The organism is Sphingomonas sp. RS2018 (genome assembly GCF_054489605.1).
Genome location: NZ_JBTMWL010000003.1, coordinates 530,230 through 551,339, shown reverse-complemented (window position 1 = coordinate 551,339; position 21,110 = coordinate 530,230). Strand labels below are relative to the sequence as shown.

Annotated in this window: 23 protein-coding genes; 13 read left to right on the top strand and 10 right to left on the bottom strand. The window is 67.7% G+C overall.

Annotated features, from left to right (window positions below; translation table 11 throughout):
- Positions 1 to 23 precede the first annotated feature (23 nt).
- Together ACX40P_RS12125 and ACX40P_RS12120 are read left to right on the top strand one after the other, a co-directional pair.
- Complete coding sequence (locus ACX40P_RS12125) at positions 24 to 911, top strand: PhzF family phenazine biosynthesis protein (RefSeq protein ID WP_459126588.1); 888 nt, start codon at positions 24 to 26, stop codon at positions 909 to 911.
- 261 nt (positions 912 to 1,172) lie between these two features.
- Positions 1,173 to 2,462: a cell wall hydrolase gene (locus ACX40P_RS12120; RefSeq protein ID WP_459126587.1), complete on the top strand. Its 1,290-nt coding sequence runs from the start codon at positions 1,173 to 1,175 to the stop codon at positions 2,460 to 2,462.
- 41 nt (positions 2,463 to 2,503) lie between these two features.
- Here ACX40P_RS12120 and ACX40P_RS12115 read toward each other — a convergent pair whose 3' ends face one another.
- The 4 genes from ACX40P_RS12115 to hisI are packed head-to-tail and all read right to left on the bottom strand — an operon-like array spanning position 2,504 to position 5,656.
- Positions 2,504 to 4,306, bottom strand: a complete 1,803-nt coding sequence (locus ACX40P_RS12115) for an acyl-CoA dehydrogenase C-terminal domain-containing protein (RefSeq protein WP_459126586.1) — start codon at positions 4,304 to 4,306, stop codon at positions 2,504 to 2,506.
- A 7-nt stretch (positions 4,307 to 4,313) separates the two neighbouring features.
- The gene (locus ACX40P_RS12110) at positions 4,314 to 4,754 is read right to left on the bottom strand and encodes a MerR family transcriptional regulator (protein WP_459126585.1); all 441 of its coding nucleotides are present in this window, start codon (positions 4,752 to 4,754) and stop codon (positions 4,314 to 4,316) included.
- A 33-nt stretch (positions 4,755 to 4,787) separates the two neighbouring features.
- Positions 4,788 to 5,297 carry a hypothetical protein gene (locus ACX40P_RS12105; protein ID WP_459126584.1) on the bottom strand — a complete coding sequence of 170 codons (510 nt, stop codon included), beginning with the start codon at positions 5,295 to 5,297 and terminating at the stop codon, positions 4,788 to 4,790.
- The gene (gene hisI, locus ACX40P_RS12100; protein WP_459126583.1) at positions 5,294 to 5,656 is read right to left on the bottom strand and encodes a phosphoribosyl-AMP cyclohydrolase; all 363 of its coding nucleotides are present in this window, start codon (positions 5,654 to 5,656) and stop codon (positions 5,294 to 5,296) included. The genes ACX40P_RS12105 and hisI overlap by 4 nt, the downstream gene beginning before the upstream one ends.
- A gap of 365 nt (positions 5,657 to 6,021) precedes the next feature.
- Here hisI and ACX40P_RS12095 point away from each other — a divergent pair, with 365 nt between their 5' ends.
- On the top strand, positions 6,022 to 6,414 hold the full coding sequence (locus ACX40P_RS12095) for a hypothetical protein (RefSeq protein WP_459126582.1): 393 nt from the start codon (positions 6,022 to 6,024) through the stop codon (positions 6,412 to 6,414).
- Between the two features lie 58 nt (positions 6,415 to 6,472).
- Here ACX40P_RS12095 and ACX40P_RS12090 read toward each other — a convergent pair whose 3' ends face one another.
- On the bottom strand, positions 6,473 to 6,721 hold the full coding sequence (locus ACX40P_RS12090) for a DUF7218 family protein (protein WP_459126581.1): 249 nt from the start codon (positions 6,719 to 6,721) through the stop codon (positions 6,473 to 6,475).
- 127 nt (positions 6,722 to 6,848) lie between these two features.
- Between ACX40P_RS12090 and purF the strand changes: the two genes are divergently transcribed.
- Together purF and ACX40P_RS12080 are read left to right on the top strand one after the other, a co-directional pair.
- Positions 6,849 to 8,303, top strand: coding sequence for an amidophosphoribosyltransferase (gene purF, locus ACX40P_RS12085; RefSeq protein WP_459126580.1), 1,455 nt, complete (start codon positions 6,849 to 6,851; stop codon positions 8,301 to 8,303).
- 108 nt (positions 8,304 to 8,411) lie between these two features.
- On the top strand, positions 8,412 to 9,122 hold the full coding sequence (locus ACX40P_RS12080) for an SDR family NAD(P)-dependent oxidoreductase (RefSeq protein ID WP_459126579.1): 711 nt from the start codon (positions 8,412 to 8,414) through the stop codon (positions 9,120 to 9,122).
- Positions 9,123 to 9,125: 3 nt separating this feature from the next.
- Here the strand turns inward: ACX40P_RS12080 and ACX40P_RS12075 are convergent, their stop codons facing one another.
- The 5 genes from ACX40P_RS12075 to ACX40P_RS12055 form a co-directional block, all read right to left on the bottom strand.
- Positions 9,126 to 10,286 (bottom strand): serine hydrolase domain-containing protein, encoded by a 1,161-nt coding sequence (locus ACX40P_RS12075; protein ID WP_459126578.1) that lies wholly within the window; start codon positions 10,284 to 10,286, stop codon positions 9,126 to 9,128.
- On the bottom strand, positions 10,283 to 11,515 hold the full coding sequence (locus ACX40P_RS12070) for a class I SAM-dependent methyltransferase (RefSeq protein ID WP_459126577.1): 1,233 nt from the start codon (positions 11,513 to 11,515) through the stop codon (positions 10,283 to 10,285). Before ACX40P_RS12070 ends, ACX40P_RS12075 begins: the two co-directional genes overlap by 4 nt.
- Positions 11,516 to 11,605: 90 nt before the next feature.
- Positions 11,606 to 12,958: a cryptochrome/photolyase family protein gene (locus tag ACX40P_RS12065; RefSeq protein ID WP_459126576.1), complete on the bottom strand. Its 1,353-nt coding sequence runs from the start codon at positions 12,956 to 12,958 to the stop codon at positions 11,606 to 11,608.
- A 14-nt stretch (positions 12,959 to 12,972) separates the two neighbouring features.
- Positions 12,973 to 13,881, bottom strand: coding sequence for a histone deacetylase family protein (locus ACX40P_RS12060; protein ID WP_459126575.1), 909 nt, complete (start codon positions 13,879 to 13,881; stop codon positions 12,973 to 12,975).
- A gap of 114 nt (positions 13,882 to 13,995) precedes the next feature.
- On the bottom strand, positions 13,996 to 14,337 hold the full coding sequence (locus ACX40P_RS12055) for a nuclear transport factor 2 family protein (RefSeq protein ID WP_459126665.1): 342 nt from the start codon (positions 14,335 to 14,337) through the stop codon (positions 13,996 to 13,998).
- 308 nt (positions 14,338 to 14,645) lie between these two features.
- On the opposite strand from ACX40P_RS12055, the gene ACX40P_RS12050 reads away from it, so the two are divergent.
- The 8 genes from ACX40P_RS12050 to ACX40P_RS12015 all read left to right on the top strand — a co-directional run bounded on the left by ACX40P_RS12050 (position 14,646) and on the right by ACX40P_RS12015 (position 21,105).
- The gene (locus ACX40P_RS12050) at positions 14,646 to 15,638 is read left to right on the top strand and encodes an alpha/beta hydrolase (RefSeq protein WP_459126574.1); all 993 of its coding nucleotides are present in this window, start codon (positions 14,646 to 14,648) and stop codon (positions 15,636 to 15,638) included.
- Positions 15,635 to 16,126, top strand: coding sequence for an RNA pyrophosphohydrolase (locus tag ACX40P_RS12045; RefSeq protein WP_459126573.1), 492 nt, complete (start codon positions 15,635 to 15,637; stop codon positions 16,124 to 16,126). The genes ACX40P_RS12050 and ACX40P_RS12045 overlap by 4 nt, the downstream gene beginning before the upstream one ends.
- A gap of 27 nt (positions 16,127 to 16,153) precedes the next feature.
- Positions 16,154 to 17,050 carry a DUF481 domain-containing protein gene (locus ACX40P_RS12040; RefSeq protein ID WP_459126572.1) on the top strand — a complete coding sequence of 299 codons (897 nt, stop codon included), beginning with the start codon at positions 16,154 to 16,156 and terminating at the stop codon, positions 17,048 to 17,050.
- A 19-nt stretch (positions 17,051 to 17,069) separates the two neighbouring features.
- Complete coding sequence (locus ACX40P_RS12035) at positions 17,070 to 18,278, top strand: hydrolase (RefSeq protein WP_459126571.1); 1,209 nt, start codon at positions 17,070 to 17,072, stop codon at positions 18,276 to 18,278.
- On the top strand, positions 18,275 to 19,273 hold the full coding sequence (locus ACX40P_RS12030) for an arginine N-succinyltransferase (RefSeq protein WP_459126570.1): 999 nt from the start codon (positions 18,275 to 18,277) through the stop codon (positions 19,271 to 19,273). The genes ACX40P_RS12035 and ACX40P_RS12030 overlap by 4 nt, the downstream gene beginning before the upstream one ends.
- A complete protein-coding gene (locus tag ACX40P_RS12025) occupies positions 19,270 to 20,514 on the top strand; it encodes an N-succinylarginine dihydrolase (protein ID WP_459126569.1) in 1,245 nt (414 codons plus the stop codon). The genes ACX40P_RS12030 and ACX40P_RS12025 overlap by 4 nt, the downstream gene beginning before the upstream one ends.
- A gap of 66 nt (positions 20,515 to 20,580) precedes the next feature.
- Positions 20,581 to 20,802, top strand: a complete 222-nt coding sequence (locus ACX40P_RS12020; RefSeq protein WP_459126568.1) for a hypothetical protein — start codon at positions 20,581 to 20,583, stop codon at positions 20,800 to 20,802.
- Positions 20,803 to 20,832: 30 nt separating this feature from the next.
- Positions 20,833 to 21,105, top strand: coding sequence for a DUF6356 family protein (locus ACX40P_RS12015; protein ID WP_459126567.1), 273 nt, complete (start codon positions 20,833 to 20,835; stop codon positions 21,103 to 21,105).
- The last annotated feature ends 5 nt before the right edge of the window (positions 21,106 to 21,110 follow it).

Genomic DNA, 21,110 nt, shown 5'->3' with positions numbered 1-21,110 from the left:
TGTAAAAGAACCGGGGCTACATCGTGTCCGTACTACCGTTCTCGACCGTTGATGTGTTCACTGACGTGCGCTTTGGCGGAAATCCGCTCGCCGTCGTCACCGGGGGTGAGACGCTCGCGAGTGAGACGATGCAGGCAATCGCTGCCGAGTTCAATTTGAGCGAGACGACCTTTCTCCTTCCTCCAACGGACGCCAGCAACACGGCCCGTGTCCGCATATTCAACAGGACGGCGGAAATGGCCTTTGCCGGTCATCCGATGGTCGGCACCGCATATGTCCTGGCGGGTCAACGGCCCGATCTGAACGCTGCAACGTTCGAGATTCCGGCAGGCATCGTGGCAATAGAGATTCATCGCGACGCGGCTGGCAGCCCGGTCGCGGCCAGCATCGCGGCACCTCAACCCTTAAGTATTGGGGAAACCGTCGCGCCGGAGGTGATCGCCAGAACGCTCCAGCTAGACCCGGCAGATGTAATCACGGCCAACCACCCTCCGACCGTCGCCTCGAACGGCACGTTCTACATCATCGCCGAACTGACCCCCGAAGGGCTGTCGCGATGCGCGCCCTCGCTGCCCGCTTTCAAAGACGCCCTTGGGAGCCATCCTCAATTCGGAACACGCTTCCCGGTTCACGTCTATTCCAAGGACGGTGGGTCCATATGCGCGCGCATGTTCGCGCCTCTCTCCGGAACATGGGAGGACCCCGCCACGGGCAGCGCCAATGCCCCTCTCGCGTGCTTCCTGTTGTCGCTAGACCCAAACGCGGAGCGGGCCAGCTTTCCGATCCATCAAGGCGTGGAGATGGGCCGTCCCAGCCTGCTGCACGTCAATGCAGCTCGTACCCGTGAAGGAATTGTCGCCACGCTGCGCGGCTCGTGCGTATCGGTCATGCAAGGTCAAATCAGCGTCTGAAACGCCTTTCCCGATTGGAAACTGGTGACGAGACGCCAGCCACGCTGGGTCAGGTTGACGGTCGCTTGCGAGCTCCGCATTCCCAAAACCTGTCCCGATCGCCTTTTCTCGAAACGCCTGATCGAGACGGCAAATCGGGAGAGCAGGTCGGGGGTTGAGACAGGACACTCTCGGCGTCTTCGCGATGCCGACACCCCGAGACGGCGCTGCGGTGCCATACGCATTTCGTTTTCCCCGCGACCTCGCCTAAACCCGCCGCGCATGTCTCAGCCACCCCTCCCCCGCTGGATCGTCGTCGTCCTCGCGCTGCTCGCCATCGCCGCCATCGCCGCGCCGCTGGCGATCGTGCGCACGGCTGACGACGTGCCGCCCGCCGCCCGCCGCCTCGCCCGTCCGGCCCGGGTCGTGCCGAAGGCGGAGCTGCCCGCGGTCGATCCAACCGCGTTCCAGGCGATCTCGCCCGAGGACGCGGTGGCCTACAATGCCTCCATCCCCTTCTCGACCGATCCGAACCCCGCCGCGCGTCCGTTCCGCCTGAGCGGCACGCCGGAAAGCCGCGCCCGCGCCGTCGACTGTCTTGCGGCGGCGGTGCTGTACGAAGCGGGCGACGATCCCGTCGGACAGCGCGCGGTCGCGCAGGTCGTGCTGAACCGCGTCCGCCACCCGGCCTTTCCGCATAGCGTCTGCGGCGTCGTGTTCCAGGGATCGGAGCGGCGCACCGGGTGCCAGTTCACCTTCACCTGCGACGGCGCGATGATGCGCGCGGTGCTGCCGCCGGCGTGGGAGCGCGCGCGCGCGATGGCGACCGCAGCACTGGGCGGCAGCGTCGATGCCCGCGTCGGCCACGCCACCCATTACCACACCAACTGGGTGGTGCCCTACTGGAGCAGCAGCCTCGACAAGATCGTCGAGATTCACACGCATCTGTTCTTCCGCTGGTCCGGCTGGTGGGGCACGCCGCGCGCGTTTGCGAACGGCTATGCCGGCGCTGAGCCGGTCATTCCGCAACTCGCGCTGCTGTCGCCCGCTCACCGCGATCCCGCCGCGGCTGGCCTCCCGACCGCGATGCTGGACCCGGCGATGCTTGGCGGGGAGACCGCGACCGACCCGACAGCGCCGCAGGACACCAACACCTTCCTCGCGACGCTCGACCCGAAGCTCGCGCCCGAACTCTACCCGGCGCTGGCGCTCAGAGCCTGCGGCGACCGGCCCTATTGCAAGTTCATGGGGTGGACCAACCGCGCCGCCACCCCCGCCGCGCTGCCGATCACGCCCGTGCAGCAGGCGGCGATGACCTACAGCTACCTGCGCGACCGCACCGCCGCGTTCGAGAAGTCGCTATGGAACTGCGCCGAGCACAAGCGCGCCCAGCCGGGCCAGTGCATGAAGGCGCAGATGTCGCTCTCCATCGCCGCTCCGGCCGCGGTGCCGACGCCGGTCGCCACGCCCGAGCCGCTGGCCGGCGTGCGGCGCAAGAGCGATGCCGCCGCACCGCCCGTCGTACCGACCCTCCCGAAGCCGGCGGCGACCGCAACGCCCGCTGCAAGATAACCCGTCACCCCGGACCTGTTCCGGGGTGACGGGTAGGCGCATCAAGCCGCCCGGAACATCTCCGGGTCCAGCGCCATGATCGTATCCGCCCCGCCCTCGATCTTGCGACGCAGCGCGCCGGCATCCGGCAGGATACGCTCGGCGAAGAAGCGCGCCGTCACCAGCTTGGCCTCCAGATACTTGGCATCACCTGTACCCGAAGCCAGATCGCGCACCGCCGCCTCGGCCATGCGCACCCACATCAGCCCCGTCGCGACCAGCCCGGTCAGGTTCATGTAGCTGTACGCGCCCGCGCCCACCGCGTTCGGGTTCTGCATCCCGTTCGCCATGAACCACATCGTCGCGGCCTGCATCTCGCCCAGCGCCTTCTTCAGCGCCTTGGCGAGATCGGCGATCTTCTCGTTGCTTTCCGCCGCCGCGCATTCCTCGGTCACCGCGCGGAAGAAGGTCTGCACCGCACGGCCACCGTTCTGCGCCAGCTTGCGGCCGACCAGATCCATCGCCTGCACGCCGTTGGTGCCCTCATAGATCATCGCGATCCGGGCATCGCGGACGTACTGCTCCATGCCCCATTCGGCGATGTAGCCGTGCCCGCCATAGACCTGCTGCGCGTTGGTCGCGACGGCATAGCCCTGATCGGTGCCCACGCCCTTGATAACCGGGGTCAGCAGCCCGACGAGGTCGCCGGCGAACTGCCGCTCTTCCTCGGTCGCCGCGCCATGTTCCAGATCGACCTGCAACGCCCCCCACAGGCACAGCGCGCGCAGCCCTTCGGTCCACGCCTTGCCCTCCATCAGCATACGTCGCACGTCGGGATGGACGAACAGCGTGTCGGCCTTCTCGCCCGGCTCCGCCGCCCCGGTCAGCGCGCGGCCCTGACGCCGGTCTCCGGCATAGATCACCGCATTCTGGTACGCCGTCTCGGCGACGCCCAGCCCCTGCAGGCCGACACCCAGCCGCGCCGCGTTCATCATGATGAACATCGCGGCCAGCCCCTTCATCTCCTCACCGACCAGCCAGCCGGTCGCCCCGTCATAGTTCATGACGCAGGTCGAGTTGCCGTGGATGCCCATCTTGTGCTCGATCGATCCGCACGACACGCCGTTACGCGCGCCGATGGACCCGTCGTCCTCGACCTTGAATTTCGGCACCACGAACAGGCTGATGCCCTTGCTGCTCTCCGGCGCGCCCGGCGTCTTCGCGAGCACAAGGTGGATGATATTGTCGGTCAGGTCGTGCTCGCCCGCCGAGATGAAGATCTTCGTGCCGGTGATGCTGTAGCTGCCGTCGCCGTTCGGCTCCGCGCGAGTGCGGATCAGGCCCAGGTCGGTGCCGCACTGCGGCTCCGTCAGGTTCATCGTGCCGCCCCATTCGCCCGAGATCATCTTGGGCAGATATTTCTGCTGCTGCTCGGGCGAGCCCTTGACCAGCAGCGCGGCGACCGCGCCGTGGGCGAGGCCCGGATACATCGCGAACGCCATGTTGGCCGAGATCATATATTCCTGGAACGCCGTCGACACGACGTGCGGCATCCCCTGCCCGCCGAACGCCTCGGGCGCGCTCAGCGTGCCCCAGCCGCTCTCGACGAACTGCTTATAGGCATCCTTGAAGCCTTCGGGCGTCGTCACCGACCCGTCGTCGTGGCGGGTGCAACCCTGCTGGTCGCCGCTCTGGTTCAGCGGGAACAGCACCTCCGCGACGAAGCGACCACCCTCTTCCAGCACGGCATCGACCGTATCGGGGGTGGCGTTCGCGAAGCCGGGCAGGTTCGCATAGCGCTCCAGTCCCAGCACCGAGTTAAGGATGAAGCGCGTGTCGCGAACGGGGGGCGTGTAATTCGGCATGGCATCCTCACATTTTATTATGGGCGGCGCTGTCGACCAGCGTCACGAAGTCGCGGAGTTCGGCGATGGCGGCGTCGATATCGGTCTTCTGCCGCTCCAGCAGCGCGATGCGCTCGCGGCACCGCTCCAGCGTCACCTGCCGCTGCGCGCGGCGACCGTCGCCGATATCATAGAGGTCGATCATCTCGCGGATGTCGCCCAGCGAAAATCCGACGCGCTTGCCGCGCAGGATCCACGCCAGCCGCGCCCGGTCGCGATGCGAATAGATGCGCTGCATCCCCCGCCGCTCGGGCGCGATCAGCCCTTCGTCCTCGTAGAAGCGCAGCGCACGCGCGGTCACGCCGAACTCGCTCGACAGGTCGGAGATGGTGAAGCTCTCGCGATCGTCACGCTGCGCGACCGAGGCGTGCGCGGACGGGATGGCGGCGGCGGAAGCGGTTGCTGGCATCGACCGCGAAATTACATTCCCTTTACGTGAACGTCAACTCCCCGCGTCGGTCGCGCACGGCAAACGGTTACGCGCGGCGCGCATCGTCCGCGCCTCCGCCTCGCTGTCGCTCAGCCGCTCGACCTCGACCGCATCGAAGCGCGCACGCCCGCTGCACAGCGCGCGGCACGCGTCGGGCGCGAGCGCTGGAAAGACGATGCGATCCCCGTCGAACCGCGCGGTGAGCTCGCACCCCTTGCCGAGCGAGATCGCCAGCGTCTCGCCAGTCCGCGTTACCCGCCCAGCCCCGCTGCACGCGATGCCGTCGCCGTAATCGACGAACGCGCCGATGCGGTGTCCCTGTCCGGCGCGCACGATACAGATACGGTCGGTATCGCGCGCATACAGACCCGCAATGTCGCGATCGCCCGGGTCGCGCACCAGACCGCGCGCAATCGCCGCCGTCTCCAGGTCGGGCGCCGCCAGACTGGCGCTGCGTTCCGCGACACGCGGACAACTCGCCAGCGACAGCAGCACCGCCAGCGCCGCGATCCGCCCGATCATGCGTCGCGCACCAGCGCGCCGTCCTCGATCCGCCGGTAGAAACAGCTACGTGCGCCGGTGTGACAGGCGGGGCCGGCCGCGGCGACGCGCAGCCACACCGCATCCTGGTCGCAATCCACCCGCGCCTCGACGACGCGCAGCACGTTGCCCGACGTCTCGCCCTTCTTCCACAACCGTCCGCGACTGCGCGACCAGAAGGTCGCCTCCCCGCTCGCCAGCGTCGCCGCCAGCGCCTCGGCATTCATGTGCGCGACCATCAACACTTCGCCGCTCGCGACGTCGGTGACGACCGCGGTGACGAGGCCCGCGGCATCGAATTTCGGGGACAGGACGGTGCCGGTTTCGCGCGGGTCGATCATGGCAAAAGGGATAGCGGCGTTTTCCGGACCGCGACAGGTGGCCTGTACGCACCGTGCTCCCGCGCAGGCGGGAGCCCGGAGCCAAAAGCGTCGCCCCCGTAACCCTGGGCTCCCGCCTGCGCGGGAGCATCGCTTGGGTAGGCGCCTCCCACCCCAACCCGTTCGCCCTGAGCGAAGTCGAAGGGCATTGCATTCACCGGCCGAGCAATCCCGCCGCGCAGCGGCTCACATCTCCACACCATCGCGGCTACACACCACGCCCGCCCAGCCCGCAACACCTCCGCGCCTCTGCGCCTCCGAGCGAACCCCTTCCCTTCTTCACCGCCCCCTGTCCTACATCACTGCAAACCGTCACAGACTGCCCGATGACTGATTCGCCCGACCCGATCGCCTTCGCCCCCGTCGCCACGGCCAGCACCCGCCACGACGGCTGGACGTCCGATCGCCAGCGCGCCTTCATCGCCGCGCTGTCGGAACATGGCGGAGTCGCCGATGCGGCGCGATCGGTGGGGATGACGCCGCAGTCCGCCAACCGCCTCCGCCGCCGTCCCGATGCGACCGACTTCGGAAAAGCATGGGACGCAGCCCGAGAAAACGGCCGCCTGAAAGCGTTCGACGAAGCCCTGCGCGCCGCCCGGGAGGGCCAGCGCGTGCCCGTCACCTACGCCGGGCGCTTGAAGGGCTATCGCCTGCGCATCGACAACCGCCTGCTGTTCGCGGCCTGCTACGGCGAACCCATGTCACGCTACCTGAGATGACGCGAAGGTTCCGGGATGGGCACGTTTCCCGGAACCTTCGCCGTCCAAAGAGCCGATGTCACCCCTTGCGGATCGCCTTCGCCAGCTGCGCCTTGCTCATCGACGACCGACCCTCGACGCCGATCTTTTTGGCCTCCTCGTACAGATCGGCCTTGGTCCGATCCTCCAGTCGCGTGCTCTCATGGTCCAGCGTCCCCGCCGCCTTCGCATTGGCGATCCGGGCCGCCTTTTCCTTCGACGCGCCGTCGCGGCGCAGGTCCTCGTACAGCTTGTCGTCCTTCACCGACGGTCCATGATCCTTCGCCATCGTTCGTCTCCACTCGTGAAAACCGTCAACGTTGGCATGGCGCCGCGGGATGCATGACAAACAGGCGACAAAGCCGCCGCCCATGCCTATATGCCCGACCGGACGCGAAGCCGCTTGCGAAGGCCCTATGCTGACGACCAATCCATATGATGACGACAAGCTGCGCGAAGAGTGCGGCATCTTCGGCGTATCCGGGGCGGAGGGCGCCGCCGCGCTCGTCGCGCTGGGCCTCCACGCCTTGCAGCACCGCGGGCAGGAAGCGGCGGGGATCACCAGCTTCGACGGCCGCGACTTCCACACCCACCGCGCAATGGGTCATGTCGCGGGCAACTTCGACCGTGACGAGATCATCCGCGCTCTGACCGGCACCGTCGCCTGCGGCCACGTCCGCTACTCGACGACCGGCGAAACGTCGCTCCGCAACGTCCAGCCGCTCTATGCCGAGCTGGCGTCGGGCGGGTTCGCGGTCGCACACAACGGCAACATCTCGAACGCGATGCGCATCCGGCGCGATCTCGTCCGCTCGGGTTCGATCTTCCAGTCGACCAGCGACACCGAGACGATCATCCACCTGGTCGCCACCAGCAGCTATCGCACCCTCATCGACAAGTTCATCGATGCGCTGAAGCAGCTGGAGGGCGCCTATTCGCTGATCTGCATGACGCCGGAGGGGATGATCGCCTGCCGCGATCCGCTCGGCATTCGCCCGCTGGTCATGGGCAAGCTCGGCGACAGCATCATCTTCGCCTCCGAAACCGTCGCACTCGACGTCGTCGGGGCGGAATACGTCCGCGATGTCGCGCCCGGCGAACTGGTGATCGTGAAGGGCAGCGAGATCACCTCGCACCGCCCCTTTGCCCCGATCGCGGCGCGGCCGTGCATCTTCGAATATGTCTATTTCTCGCGCCCGGATTCCATCTCGGGCGAGCAATCGGTCTATTCGGTGCGCAAGGCTATCGGCGCGCAGCTGGCGCTGGAGGCCGGGGTCGATGCCGATCTCGTCATTCCCGTCCCCGATTCAGGCGTCCCCGCCGCGATCGGCTTTTCGCAAGCTTCCGGCCAGCCGTTCGAACTCGGCATCATCCGTTCGCACTATGTCGGCCGCACTTTCATCCAGCCGGGCGACAAGGTCCGGCATCTCGGCGTCAAGCTGAAGCACAACGCCAACCGCGCGCTCATCAAGGGCAAGCGCGTCATCCTGGTCGACGATTCGATCGTCCGCGGCACCACCAGCCTGAAGATCGTGCAGATGATGCGCGAGGCCGGCGCGACCGAAGTCCATATGCGCATCGCGTCGCCGCCGACGCGCCACAGCTGCTTCTACGGCGTCGACACGCCCGAGCGGTCGAAGCTGCTCGCAGCGACCCATGACATGGAAGAGATGCGGACCTACATCCAGGCCGACAGCCTCGCCTTCATCTCGATCGACGGACTGTACAAGGCGCTGGGCCAAGACAATCGCCCGCGCGTGAAGCCCGGTTTCTGCGACGCCTGCTTCACCGGCGACTATCCGACGACGCTGACCGACCAGGATGAAACCGTCATCGATCAGTTCGCGCTACTCGAAGAGCGGGTGGGCTGACCTTCCCCTCTCCCTGTGGGAGAGGGAGGGAGGCGCGAAGCGCCGGAAGGGTGAGGGTGACAATCTCTCCACTCATCTCAACAAAATAACATAACCCACGGAAAACACATGACCGACACTCCCCTCGCCGGCCGCACCGCGCTCGTCACCGGCGCTAGCCGCGGCATCGGCGCCGCGACCGCCATCGCGCTCGGCGCTGCCGGAGCCCACGTCGTCATCACCGCCCGCACCCCCGGCGGTCTCGAGGAGGTGGAGGAGGCGATCCACGCCGCCGGCGGCTCGGCGACGATCGCTCCGCTCGACCTGACCGACGGCGACGGCATTCCGCGCCTCTCCGCCGCGATCGCCGAACGGTGGAAGGCGCTCGACATCCTCGTCCTCAACGCCGCGATGCTCGGCTCGCTCAGCCCGGTCGGCGCCTTCGACCCGAAGGAACTGTCGAAGGTGATGACCCTCAACGTCAGCGCGCAGGCGGCGCTGATCGGCTCGTTCGACGCGATGCTGCGCGCATCGACCGGCGCGCGCGTGATCGGCCTCACCTCCAGCGTCGCCGCGACTCCGCGCGCCTATTGGGGCATGTACGGCGCGTCGAAGTCGGCGTTCGAAAACCTGCTGCTCAGCTACGCCGCCGAGGTCCAGACACTCAGCAAGGTCCGCGTCGCGGTTCTCGACCCCGGCGCCACCCGCACGAAGATGCGCGCCCGCGCCTACCCCGGCGAAGATCCCGCCAGCGTCAAGCCGCCCGAGCAGGTCGCCGCCCGCATTCTCAAGCTGTTAGCCGACGACTTCGACACGGGAATGAAAGTGCGCGTCGACTGAGCATCACTCCGCCGCTGCCACCAGCTTCGCCTGAAACGCCGCCCGGTCCCGCGAGAACTGCGCGTCGGTCGCCTTGGGCCAGGCGCTGACCATCACGATGACGATCTTGCGTGTCGGATCGACGAGGATGCTCTGCCCGAAGATGCCCTGCGCCCCGAACCGCTCCTCCGGATACGTCCACCACTGATAGCCATAGCCATAGCCCGGCCGACCGATCGCAGCCTTCGCCGACGTGGCCTCCTTGAACCACCCCGCCGGCACCACGCCCCGCCCGCCGTCGAGCGCCAGCTGCCCCATCCGGGCATAGTCCCGCAGCGAGATCGACAGGCAGCACCCGCCGACCTCCTGCCCCGACGGATCGATCATCCAGAACGCATCGCGCTCCATCCCAACCGGCCGCCACAATTTCTCGCCGAGATAGGTCGCCAGCGGCTGTCCTACCGCCTTAGACACCAGTACGCCGATCAGGTTCGTCTCGCCGGTCTTATACACCCACTTCGCGCCCTTTGCGCTCTCGCGCGGCAGGGTGCGCATATAGGCGACGGTCGGGTCCATCCCCGCCGGCACCGCGGCGGAATACATGCGGGCGACGTCGGAAGCGGGATCGGTATAGTCCTCGTTCCACTTCACGCCCGATGTCATCGTCAGCAACTGCGCCACGCTGACGCCGTCATAGGCGCTCCCGACAAGCTCGGGGATGTAGCGGGTGACGGGATCGTCGACCGATTTGATATGCCCGTCGCGGATCGCCGCTCCGACCAACGTGGAGGTAAACGACTTGGCGACCGAGAAGCTGGTCCACCGCCCCTCGCGCGTCAGCCCACGCGCATATCGCTCCAGCCGCACCTTGCCGTCCTTCAGCACGATCAGCCCCGCCACATTCTGCGCCGCCATGAAGGCATCGATGTCCGCCGCCGGCAGCGCCAGCGGCGCGCCGACCGGCAAAGCACTCGCCCGCCGCCCCGCCTTCACGACATGGCCCGGAAACAGCGCCTCCATATGGGGGAAGTTGGCATCGCGCTGCGCCTGCGACCAGAACAGCACTTCCGACCCGATCTGGCGCAGCTTCGTGACATTGCCGTCGCCCAGCGTCACCGGCCCGGTACGCGGCCCCTGCGTCGAACACCCCGTAAGCAGCAACGCCGCCGCCAACCAGTATCTCATGCTCCGTCCTTCACCAGCGTCACCTGCAACACGTCGATCCCGCCGCCGCGGAACCCACCTTCGCAATACATCAGATAATAGCGCCATAAATCGATGAAATCGCGACCGAAATCCGCTGGCAGCTGCCCCGCCGCCACCGCCGCGTCGAACCGCTCACGCCACAGCCGCAGCGTCTCGGCATAGTCGAGGCCGAAGCGATGCTCGTCCTGCCAAGACAGTCCCTCCGCCGCCGCGATCCGGCGAAACTCGCGCTCCGACAGCAGCATGCCGCCCGGAAACACATAGGCCTGAATGAAATCGACGCCGGCCGCGTAGGAGTCGAAGATCGCATCGTCGATCGTGATGATCTGCAACGCCGCCCGCCCGCCGGGCTTCAGCGCGCGCGCAATGGTGCGAGCATAGTCGGGCCAATAGTCCCGCCCGACCGCCTCTGCCATTTCGATACTCACGACAGCGTCGTAGGTATCGGTAACCGCACGATAATCGGTGATCGTGAACCGCGCATCCGGCAGCCGGGCCGCCGCGAAATCGCGCTGCTCGGTCGACAAAGTGATGCCGTGGACCTGACGACCGGCGGCGTGGGCGGTCTTGGCGAACGAACCCCAGCCGCAACCGATTTCGAGGATACTATCGCCCGGCGTGGTGGCGGTGCGGGCGAGGATAGCATCGAGCTTGGCGGTCTGAGCTTCCTCCAAGCTCACGCCAACATCGGCGAACAAGCCACTGGAATAGGTCATGCTTTCATCCAGCCACAACCGGTAGAAATCATTGCCCAGATCATAGTGGTAGGCGATGTTCTTGGCAGCGCGGCTCGGCGTATTTCGCCGCATCCAGTGTCGCAGCTTGACCGTCAAGGCGGACATCGGCGACGACCGGGCTGCGTCACCCAGTGTGTGGCGATTGCGCATGAACAGATCGAACAGCGGCACCGGATCGGGGCTGGACCAGTCGCCCGCCGCCCAGGCCTCGTACCAGCCGGCCGAGCCGCCCGTCGCCAGCTTCACCAGCGCACGCCAGCGGCGCAGGTCGACGATGGCGACCGGCCCGTCCGCGTGCCCGCCGATCAGCCGCTGCGTGCCATCGGGCAGCGTCGCCTCGATCGCCCCGACGCTCAGCCCCCGGTCGATGCGGTCGAGCATGCGGTGGAACAGCGGCGCGACCAGATCGAGCCACCCGCCGCGCTGCTCGGCGCGCGCGAAGCTGCCGGGCCGCCGCCCCCTGTTCCGCATCCGCCCCGTGTTCCGCATCCGCCCCGTGTTCCGCACCTGCACGTCCATCGTCGCCCAAAAGCACCACGGGGAGCGGCTGGCAAGCCGCGATCAGCGCAGCGCCCGCCCCGCCGCCAGCGCCCGCTCGCGCGCCTCGCGGTGACCGATCCGCTTGGGCGGATAGTCGCGAGGGCGACAGCCATGCTCGTCGGGATCGTGGATCACAGCATCGCCCAGCTTCGCCAGTTCCGGCACCCATTCGCGGATATAGCCCGCCGCATCGAACTTCTCCGACTGGCCGAGCGGCGCCATGATCCGCCCCCACATGTTCGAATCGATGCCGGTCCCGGCCACCCACTGCCAATTCACGGCGTTGTTCCCGAAATCGGCATCGACCAACGTATCCCAGAACCAGCGCTCACCCGCTCGCCAGTCGATCAGCAGATGCTTGATTAGGAACGAGGCGGTAATCATCCGCACGCGATTGTGCATCCACCCGGTCGCCCAGAGCTGCCGCATCCCGGCATCGACGATCGGATAGCCGGTGCGCCCCTGCTGCCATGCCGTCAGGTCCGCTCGCGACGTACGCCAGTCCATTTGATCGAAGGCATCGCGACCGTTGGTGTCGCCATAGTCGGGCCGGTCGAGGATCACGCCGCTGGTGAAATCGCGCCACGCCAGTTCCTTGCGGAACGTCGTCGCCGCCGCGCCGCCGCCGACGATATGCCAGACTGAGCGCGGCGAAATCTCCCCCATGTGCAGGTGCGGCGACAGGCGCGAGCTGCCGTCGATCGACGGCAGGTTGCGATCGGCGTCGTAGGCGACGACCTGCTCGGCGAAATGCTCCGCCTGCTTGCGCGCGGCGTCCTCGCCCGGTGTCCAGACGTCGAAGCCCTTCGACCAGTCGGGCTTCGTTGGCAGAAGATCCCAAGCGGTCAGCGTCTCAGACGCCGGCCACGTCGATGGCGCGGGAATCAAGCGCGGCGCGGCCAGCGGCTCGTCGGGCGGCATCCGCTGCGACAGCGCTTTCCAAAAGGCGGAATAGACCTTGAACCGTCCGCCGGACACGGTCGTCACCTCCTCGATCAGCGCGAGGTGGTTGCCGTCATGCAGGCACAGGCGGTCGCCGAGCTGGTCCTCGGCTTTGCGCCACCAGGGTTCGTAATGTCGGATGGCATGGATACGACTTGCGCCGGTTTCCTCGCACAATTTGCGAAGTTCGGATACCGCGTCCCCACGCCGCAAAATCAGCCGCGACCCCTTGTCCTGCAACGCCGCGCCATACGCCTCCAGCGCATGATGCAGCCACCAGCGTTGCGCCCCGCCCATCGCCCATTTGCCGGGCGCATCGTCGTCGAGAATGTAGACCGGGATCACCGGCCCGTCGTGCGCGGCGGCGGCGAGGGCGGGCTGATCGTGGAGGCGGAGATCCTGGCGCAGCCAGAGGATGACGGGTTCGGTCATCCGCGCTCTACTCGTCAGGCCTTGCGCGGTTCCGGCGCGAACACACCGCCCAGCGCCATGATCGCGGCGACGTGGCGCTGAGCGACTTCCAGTCCGTCGGTGCCATAGCCACCGCCCAGCGCGCTGGCGATCGGCAGGCCACGCGCCTTCGCCATCTGACCGATCCAGCGGTCGCGCGTCACCAGTCCGTCGCGGCTGAGCGCCAGCCGCCCCAGCCGATCGCCCTCCCACGGATCGACGCCCGCCTGATAGAGCATCAGATCCGGCGCGAAATCGTCGACCAGCCCCGGCAGCGATCCGATAAGCGCCGCCATATAGCCGTCGTCGTCCACGCCGTCGGGCAGCGCCACGTCCAGCGTAGAGCGCGCCTTGCGGACGGGGAAATTCTTGTCCGCATGGATGGAGTAGGTGGCGATATCGGTGCGCCCCGCCGTCAGCGCGGCGGTGCCGTCGCCCTGATGCACGTCGCAATCGACGATCAGCACCCGCCGCCCCTCCGCCGCCAGCCGGACGGCGGCAATGGCGAGGTCGTTGAAGATGCAGAACCCCGCACCGGTGTCGGCGAGCGCATGGTGGCTGCCCCCGGCGGTGTTGGCGGCAAAACCATGCTCGACCGCCAGCAGCGCTGCCATGTAGGTGCCACCCGGCACGACGAACGCCCGCTGCGCGATCGGCGCGGTGATCTGGAAGCCGATACGACGTTCCTTCACCGCCGGAACACGGGCTTCGGCGACTTCGGCGACATAATCGGGGTCATGCACCGCCTCGATCCACGTGCGCGGCATGGCGTCTGGCACATGCCACGTCACCGCGTCGCCCTCGGCAATGAGGAGGTCGCGGACGAGACCGTTCTTGTTCCACTGATAACTGCTGCGCGGGGGTGCCGGTGCGACGTAATCGGGGTGGTGGACGATGTGGATCACGCTCGCGATGTAGAGCGTGGGTGGTGGAATTTCCAATCGGGACAAGGGGATGGATTTCGGAGGCACCCGAAATCTGGACGGCGAGCAACGCTCAGGTGCGGACGTTCGAGGGTATCAGTGTGGCGGACGTACCTCCGCCGTGGAGACAAGGCGCCAGCGCTGATCCGTTTTGACCCAGGCGTCTACACCAGTGAGTTCGCCCGCTTTCACCGTCGCGTCGGGTGCGGTCCAGGTTTCGCGCCAAGTCACGATCGCTACGTTGCTGAAGAAGCGAACCCTGGCATATTCGAGTCGTGCGGTGGCACGCCGCGCATCCCGCGAAACCAAATCGATCAGCTGCGCCCCGGATCGAACTTGGCCATCTGAGGCAACCCAAATTGCTCGGGGGTCGAGATGGCGTCGCAACGGCGCGGGATTGTGCCCGCATACGTCGCACGCCCGCCGACAGGTTGCCATCAGAAGCAGATGTTGGCGCACGTCGAAGCCTTCGCATCGGCATCGCTCGACCGATCAGCGTGCTATTTCACATTGCCCAGCCCCCCGGTCATTCCAGCCAACGCGAGAACATATTTTCGCTGACCCATGCCGCATGTTACTCCGGTCGGTGCGTATTGATCCCCGCCTTCGGGGGGGGTGACGAAGTTGGGCGGCACTGCACCTCATCGGGCCGCACACTGCGGCGGACATGACGTTCGGCGTATGCCGATCACACCCCGACAAATTCCCGCTATCCCCACCCCGCCCAACCCCGCTAAACCCTCCCAATGACCGAACCCCATATCCGTCCCGACGTCGCCGCCTTCCTGGCCTATGCCAACGCCATGCCGGGGCCGCGGATGCATGAAGGGTCGGCGGATGCGGCGCGGGCGTTGTTTCGGCAGGCGGGGCAGCTCACCGACCTGCCGCCGGGCGATCTGGCGACCGTGCGCGACATCGCCATTCCGGGGCCGGCTGGCACCATCCCCGCCCGCCTGTTCGATGCGCGCGAGCGGCGCGAGCCCGGGCCGGTGCTGGTGTTCTATCACGGCGGCGGCTTCGTAATCGGTGACCTCGACACGCATGCCGGCATCTGCGCCGAGATCGCGCGTATGCTCGACCTGCCGGTGGTGTCCGTCGACTATCGCATGGCACCCGAGCACCCCTTCCCCGCCGCGACCGACGATGCGGAGGCGGCGGCGCGCTGGCTCGCGGGGGCGCCGGCCGAGCTGGACCGCGCCGTGACCGGGCTCGTCGTCTGCGGCGACAGTGCCGGCGGCAATCTCGCGATCGTCGTCGCCGCCGCGCTCCGCGATGCGCCCGCCGCGGTGCCGGTGATCGCGCAACTGCCGATCTATCCCGCCACCGACTATACCCGCGAATACCCCTCGTACGACGAGCACAGCGACGGCCGCATGCTGACCCGCGAGCTGATGGCGTGGTTCATCAAGGCCTATGCGCCCGAAGCCGAGCATGTCCGCTGCTCGCCGCTGACCGGCGACCTCACCGGCATGCCGCCGGCCGTCGTGCTGACCGCCGGGCTCGACCCGATCCGCGATCAGGGCCGCGCCTATGCCGCGCGGCTGATCGAGGCGGGCGTGCCGGTCGTCTTCCGTGAGGCGGTTGGCAACATCCACGGCTTCGTCACGATGCGTCGCGCTTTGCCCTCCAGCATCGGCGACGTCGCCGGCTTCCTGATCGCGGCGAAGGACGTGATTCAGGAGGCCGAGGCCAACCGCGTCATGGCGCAGGCCGCGCCGGCGACGGAGACCCCGGCATGAGCGACCTGCCCTATCGCCCCTGCGCGGGCGCGATGATCCTCAACCGCGAAGGCAAGGTCTTCGTCGGCCAGCGGCTCGATTCGACGCTGGAGGCTTGGCAGATGCCGCAGGGCGGGATCGACGATGGCGAGGATGCGCTGGCGGCGGCGATCCGCGAGGTCGGCGAGGAAACCGGGATCGCGCCCGAACGGCTGACGCTGCTCGCCGCAGCGCCCGAGGAGTTGCGCTACGACCTGCCCGCCGAGTTGGTCGGCAAATTGTGGAAGGGCAAATGGCGCGGCCAGCGCCAGCGCTGGTTCCTCTTCGCCTTCGACGGCGAGGACAGCGACGTCGACATCGCCACCGCCCACCCGGAATTCCGCGCATGGAAATGGGCGGACCCGGCCGACCTGCCGGCGATGATCGTGCCGTTCAAGCGCGCGCTCTATAAGGCAGTCTTAGCGGCGTTCGACGAACCGCTCCATTTGCAAGACAAATCGCGGACGTAACGAGCGACTTTGGGCTATAGGAAGGCCATGCGTCGCGCCCTTATCCTGCTCGCGCTGCCCGCCCTGGCCAATGGCGTGCCGCAGTCCTCCTCGATTCCGCCGACGTTGAAGTCGATGCTGGATGCCGCCATGACGTCGGGCAGCGAGGCGGAGGTGACCACGGTCGCCAAATACGCCGCGGGCGCCGCCCCCGATGCCGCCGCCGAGATCAAGCAACTCGCACAGGAATGGCGCGAAGCGCGTCGCGCCGCCGCCGATCGCACGATCAAGGAGGCGGGGTTCTTCGACCTGATGCGCGGGCGTTTCGAACTCGGCGGGTTCAGCAGCAGCGGCAACACCAACGTCACCGGCGTCACCGCCGTCGCCGACCTGACGCGCGAGGGCGTGCAGTGGCGGCACAAATTGAAGCTGCTCGCCGAGTATCAGGAGAACAACGGCATCGCGAGCCGCGAGCATTACCTCGCCGCCTATGAGCCCAACTTCAAGGTCGACGATCGACTGTACGTCTATGGCGCCGCGCAGTTCGAGGCGGACCGGTTCCTGGGCTACGACGAGCGCTATTCGGCATCGGCGGGCGCCGGCTACACCGCGCTGCGCACCCCGGCGATGAAGCTCGATCTGGAGGTCGGCCCGTCCTACCGCCGTACCGCCTTCGTCAATCAGACCGACACGCGCGAGTTCGGCGCGCGCGGCAAGCTGGATTTCGACTGGCGGCTGAGCAACGGCATCACCTTCTCGCAGGATGCCTCGGCGTATCTCCAGAACATGAACTCGACCGTGCAGGGCAAGACCGCGGTCGCCGCGAAGCTGATCGGGCCGCTGTCGGCGCAGATCTCCTACGCCGTGAATTATGAGAGCCGCCCGGTCGCGCGGCGAGTGAATACCGACACCACCAGCCGGGCGTCGCTGGTCTACGCCTTCTGAGCGCGCTACCAGATCGCGGATGAGAGGATTGTCCGCGACCGAAGCCGCCGCCGTCGAGGCTGTGCGTGCAGAGCCGATGCTGGAGCGGACGCTGCGCTGGGCGGCGGTCAACAGCGGAACGGGGAATATTGCCGGGCTGGCGACGATGGCGACACTGCTCGGCGACGCGTTCGCCACGCTGCCGGGCGAGATCGCGCTGGTGGCGCCCGATGCGGCCGAGCGGGTCACAGCCGACGGTCGGGTGGAGGCAATCGCCAACGGGCAGCACCTCCATCTGCGCGTCCGACCGGAGGCGCCGGTGCAGATGCTGTTCGCCGGGCACATGGACACCGTCTACCCCGCCGACCATCCTTTCCAGAGCGTCGCCACGCTGGCGGACGGGCGCATCAACGGCCCGGGTGTCGCGGACATGAAGGGCGGCCTATCGGTGATGCTGGCCGCGCTGACCGCGGTCGAGGCGTCGCCGGATGCGGCGCGCCTGGGTTATGAAGTCGTCATCAATTCCGACGAGGAAACCGGCTCCTTCTCCTCCGCCGCGCTGATCGGCCGGGCGGCGCGCGGCAAGACGGCGGCGCTGATCTACGAACCCGCGCTGCCCGACGGCAGTCTGGCGGGCGCGCGTGGCGGCACCGGCAATTTCTCCATTCTCGTCCGCGGGCTCTCGGCCCATGCCGGGCGCAACCCCGACGACGGCCGCAACGCCATTGTCGCGGCGGCCGACCTCGCGGTGCGATTGAAGGCGGCGCATGGCGCCGGCCTGTCGGTCAATCCGGCGCGGATCGACGGCGGCGGGCCGAACAACGTCGTTCCCGATCTCGCGGTGTTGCGCGTCAACTTCCGCCCCGCCACGCTCGCCGACATCGACCGCGCCCGCGCGCTGATCGATGCGACGGTCGCGCAGGTCGCCGCAGACCACGGTGTGCAGATGGAGACCCACGGCAGCTTCAACCGCCCGCCCAAGCCGATCGACGCCGGCGCCGCCCGCCTGTTCGACCTCGTTCGCGAAGTCGGAGAGACGATGGATTTGCGGCTCGACTGGCACCCGACCGGCGGGGTGTGTGACGGCAACCTCGTCGCCGCGGCCGGTGTTCCCGTCGTCGATACGATGGGGGTGCGGGGCGGCGCGATCCATTCGGCGGACGAATTCCTGATCCCCGACAGTCTCAACGAACGCGCCGCGCTGTCGGCGATCACCATCCTGCGCATCATCGAGAAAGGCGGCCTGTGAGCTTCGTCATCCGCGCGGCGACCGACCGCGATCTGCAACCCCTGTACGAAATGGCGAAGCTGACCGGCGGGGGCTTCACCAACCTCCCGCCCGACCGCAGAGCGCTGCGCACCAAGCTGGAACGCAGCGCCGCCGCCTTCGCGCGCGAGGATGACGCGCCGATCGACGAGCTGTTCGTGCTGGTGCTCGAGAACGTCGCGACCGGAGAGGTGCGCGGCACCTGCCAGATCTTTACCCAGGTGGGGCAGCACTGGCCCTTCTACAGCTACCGCCTCGGCACGCTGACCAAGCACAGCACCGAACTCGCCCGCACCTTCCGCGCCGAAACGCTGAACCTCGTCAGCGATCTGGAAGGCTCGAGCGAGGTCGGCGGACTGTTCCTGCATCCCGCCGAGCGCGCCGGTGGCCTCGGCCTGCTGCTCGCGCGCAGCCGCTACCTCTTCATCCGCGCCCACCGCGCGCGCTTCGCCGATCGCGTGCTGGCGGAGTTGCGCGGCATCATCGACGAAGCCGGCGGATCGCCGTTCTGGGACGGCGTCGCCGGGCGTTTCTTCGGGATGAATTTCCAGGACGCCGACGCCTTCAACGGCATCCACGGCAACCAGTTCATCGCCGATCTGATGCCCAAGCACCCGATCTACACCGCGATGCTGACCGAGAGCGCGCGCGCCGTCATCGGTCTGCCCCACCCCAGCGGCCGTGCGGCGATGCGGATGCTGGAGAACGAGGGCTTCTCCTACGAAAACTACGTCGACATCTTCGACGGCGGGCCGACGATGACGGCGCGGACCGACCGGGTGCGTACGATCATGGAGGCGCGCGACATGAGCATCGCGCGCGTCGCCCTTGGCGGCGAGCCGTCGCTGCTCGCCACCGGCCGCCTCTCGGGCTTCCGCGCGACGCTCGGCGATGTCGGCGACGGCAGCGTGGATGCCGCGACCTCCGCCGCGTTGCAGGTCGGAGAGGGCGACACCGTCACCCATGTCGCACGATGAGCGTGCGCGAGATCAACTTCGACGGCATCATCGGCCCAAGCCACAATTACGCCGGCCTCAGCCACGGTAACCTCGCCGCCACGCGCAACGCCGGCAAGGTCGCGCATCCGCGCGCGGCGGCGCTGCAGGGTATCGCAAAGATGCGCGCCAACCGCTCGCTTGGGCTGACGCAGGGCATCCTGCTGCCCCACCCCCGCCCCGACCATGCCTGGCTGGCGCGGCTCGCCACCACCTACGCCGACGCCCCGCCCCACCTTCAGGCGCAGGCGCTGTCCGCCTCGGCGATGTGGGCGGCGAACGCCGCGACCGTGTCGCCCGCCGCCGACACCGCCGACGGGCGCTGTCACCTGACGGTCGCCAACCTGACGACGATGCCGCATCGCAGCCACGAATGGCCCGCGACGCTGGCGCAGTTGCGCCTCGCCTTCGCCGACCCGGCCTTCGTCGTGCATAGCCCCGTCCCCGCCCCGTTCGGCGACGAGGGTGCGGCCAACCACATGCGCCTGACCCCCGCGCATGGCGAGCGCGGCGTCGAGGTGTTCGTCTATGGCGAGGCCGGCGCTCCCTTCCCGGCCCGCCAGCACCGCGAGGCGAGCGAAGCGATCGCCCGCGCGCACGGCGTCGATGCGCTGTTCGTCCAGCAATCGCCCGACGCCATCGCCGCCGGCGCCTTCCACAACGATGTCGTCGCGGTCGCCAACGAAACCGTGCTGTTCGCGCACGAACAGGCGTTCGCGGACCGCGATGGCTTCTACGCCGCGCTGCGCGCCCGCCTGCCCGAGGTCGAGATCGTCGAGGTGCCGGCCTCCGCCGTCAGCCTGCAGGACGCCATCGCCTCCTACCTCTTCAACGCGCAGCTGGTGACGGCCCCGGCGGGCATGACGCTCATCGTGCCGGGCGAGGCACGCGCCAACGCCGCCGTTTCCGCCTGGCTCGACGCACACGTCGCCGGCAATGGCCCGATCCGCCGCGTCGAGGTGGTGGACGTCCGCGAATCGATGGCGAATGGCGGCGGCCCGGCGTGCCTTCGGCTGCGCGTCGTCGCCGACCCTGCGACGATCGACCCACGTTTCCTGGTCGACGAGGATGCACTCGACCGCATCGCTGCGGTCATCGAACGCCATTGGCCGGAAAGTACCGCACCCGACGACATCGCCGATCCCGCACTGGTCGCGCAGATCGAGACAGCGCGCGAAGCCCTGCTCAACACCCTCGGAATCGTCGAATTAATTGACAGTTAGGGATGTTCGTTAAGTCGGGAATGGCGGATTTCCGCGACTGGCCTGCTGCTTGCTTAACATCTTGGCATGTGGCGTAAAATCAGGAACCTGTTCGTCATCAAGACGAAGTTCGAGGCCTTCCTCATCATCTACGCTTTGGGCGTGGGCGCGGTGGGGCGTGGGCAGGATTATCTTGTTCAATATCCGGGCTATGCCGGCTGGATGATGTTCGCCGCCTGCACCGTCGCGGTGTTCATGGCAGGTGCGCGCATCCTCGATTCGCTGGAGCGCGAACGGCGGTACGGTTGAGATTCGGCGCCCACGCGCTATGCTCGGGCGATGTCGAAAAGCCCCCTCCGCCGCTGGTTCCTCGATCACCCCGCCAGCGTGAACGAAAGCTATGTCGAGCATTTCGGCGTCGCGAGCCGGTTCGGCCTGACGATGATCGGCGGCGGCATTGCCGCACTGGTCCACGGTATCGTCCCGTCGCTGTGCACGCGCACCGCCAGCCGCGCGGTAAAGCAGCTCTATTCGGAAATGGTCGCGCGCCAGCCCGGCGGCACCCGCCCCGCCTATGAAGACGCGCAGTGGCGGCCGGAATACGAGATCTGATCGGG

Excerpts from the sequence above, each read along its gene's own strand:
- ACX40P_RS12070 (WP_459126577.1), bottom strand. The coding sequence starts at position 11,515 with ATGCGGAACAGGGGGCGGCGGCCCGGCAGCTTCGCGCGCGCCGAGCAG.
- ACX40P_RS12080 (WP_459126579.1), top strand. The coding sequence starts at position 8,412 with ATGACCGACACTCCCCTCGCCGGCCGCACCGCGCTCGTCACCGGCGCT.
- ACX40P_RS12045 (WP_459126573.1), top strand. The coding sequence starts at position 15,635 with ATGAGCGACCTGCCCTATCGCCCCTGCGCGGGCGCGATGATCCTCAAC.
- ACX40P_RS12050 (WP_459126574.1), top strand. The coding sequence starts at position 14,646 with ATGACCGAACCCCATATCCGTCCCGACGTCGCCGCCTTCCTGGCCTAT.
- ACX40P_RS12035 (WP_459126571.1), top strand. The coding sequence starts at position 17,070 with ATGAGAGGATTGTCCGCGACCGAAGCCGCCGCCGTCGAGGCTGTGCGT.
- ACX40P_RS12095 (WP_459126582.1), top strand. The coding sequence starts at position 6,022 with ATGACTGATTCGCCCGACCCGATCGCCTTCGCCCCCGTCGCCACGGCC.
- ACX40P_RS12075 (WP_459126578.1), bottom strand. The coding sequence starts at position 10,286 with ATGAGATACTGGTTGGCGGCGGCGTTGCTGCTTACGGGGTGTTCGACG.
- ACX40P_RS12105 (WP_459126584.1), bottom strand. The coding sequence starts at position 5,297 with ATGATCGGGCGGATCGCGGCGCTGGCGGTGCTGCTGTCGCTGGCGAGT.
- ACX40P_RS12110 (WP_459126585.1), bottom strand. The coding sequence starts at position 4,754 with ATGCCAGCAACCGCTTCCGCCGCCGCCATCCCGTCCGCGCACGCCTCG.
- ACX40P_RS12055 (WP_459126665.1), bottom strand. The coding sequence starts at position 14,337 with ATGGCAACCTGTCGGCGGGCGTGCGACGTATGCGGGCACAATCCCGCG.
- ACX40P_RS12090 (WP_459126581.1), bottom strand. The coding sequence starts at position 6,721 with ATGGCGAAGGATCATGGACCGTCGGTGAAGGACGACAAGCTGTACGAG.
- ACX40P_RS12040 (WP_459126572.1), top strand. The coding sequence starts at position 16,154 with ATGCGTCGCGCCCTTATCCTGCTCGCGCTGCCCGCCCTGGCCAATGGC.
- purF (WP_459126580.1), top strand. The coding sequence starts at position 6,849 with ATGCTGACGACCAATCCATATGATGACGACAAGCTGCGCGAAGAGTGC.
- ACX40P_RS12115 (WP_459126586.1), bottom strand. The coding sequence starts at position 4,306 with ATGCCGAATTACACGCCCCCCGTTCGCGACACGCGCTTCATCCTTAAC.
- ACX40P_RS12015 (WP_459126567.1), top strand. The coding sequence starts at position 20,833 with ATGTCGAAAAGCCCCCTCCGCCGCTGGTTCCTCGATCACCCCGCCAGC.
- ACX40P_RS12120 (WP_459126587.1), top strand. The coding sequence starts at position 1,173 with ATGTCTCAGCCACCCCTCCCCCGCTGGATCGTCGTCGTCCTCGCGCTG.
- hisI (WP_459126583.1), bottom strand. The coding sequence starts at position 5,656 with ATGATCGACCCGCGCGAAACCGGCACCGTCCTGTCCCCGAAATTCGAT.
- ACX40P_RS12025 (WP_459126569.1), top strand. The coding sequence starts at position 19,270 with ATGAGCGTGCGCGAGATCAACTTCGACGGCATCATCGGCCCAAGCCAC.
- ACX40P_RS12020 (WP_459126568.1), top strand. The coding sequence starts at position 20,581 with ATGTGGCGTAAAATCAGGAACCTGTTCGTCATCAAGACGAAGTTCGAG.
- ACX40P_RS12065 (WP_459126576.1), bottom strand. The coding sequence starts at position 12,958 with ATGACCGAACCCGTCATCCTCTGGCTGCGCCAGGATCTCCGCCTCCAC.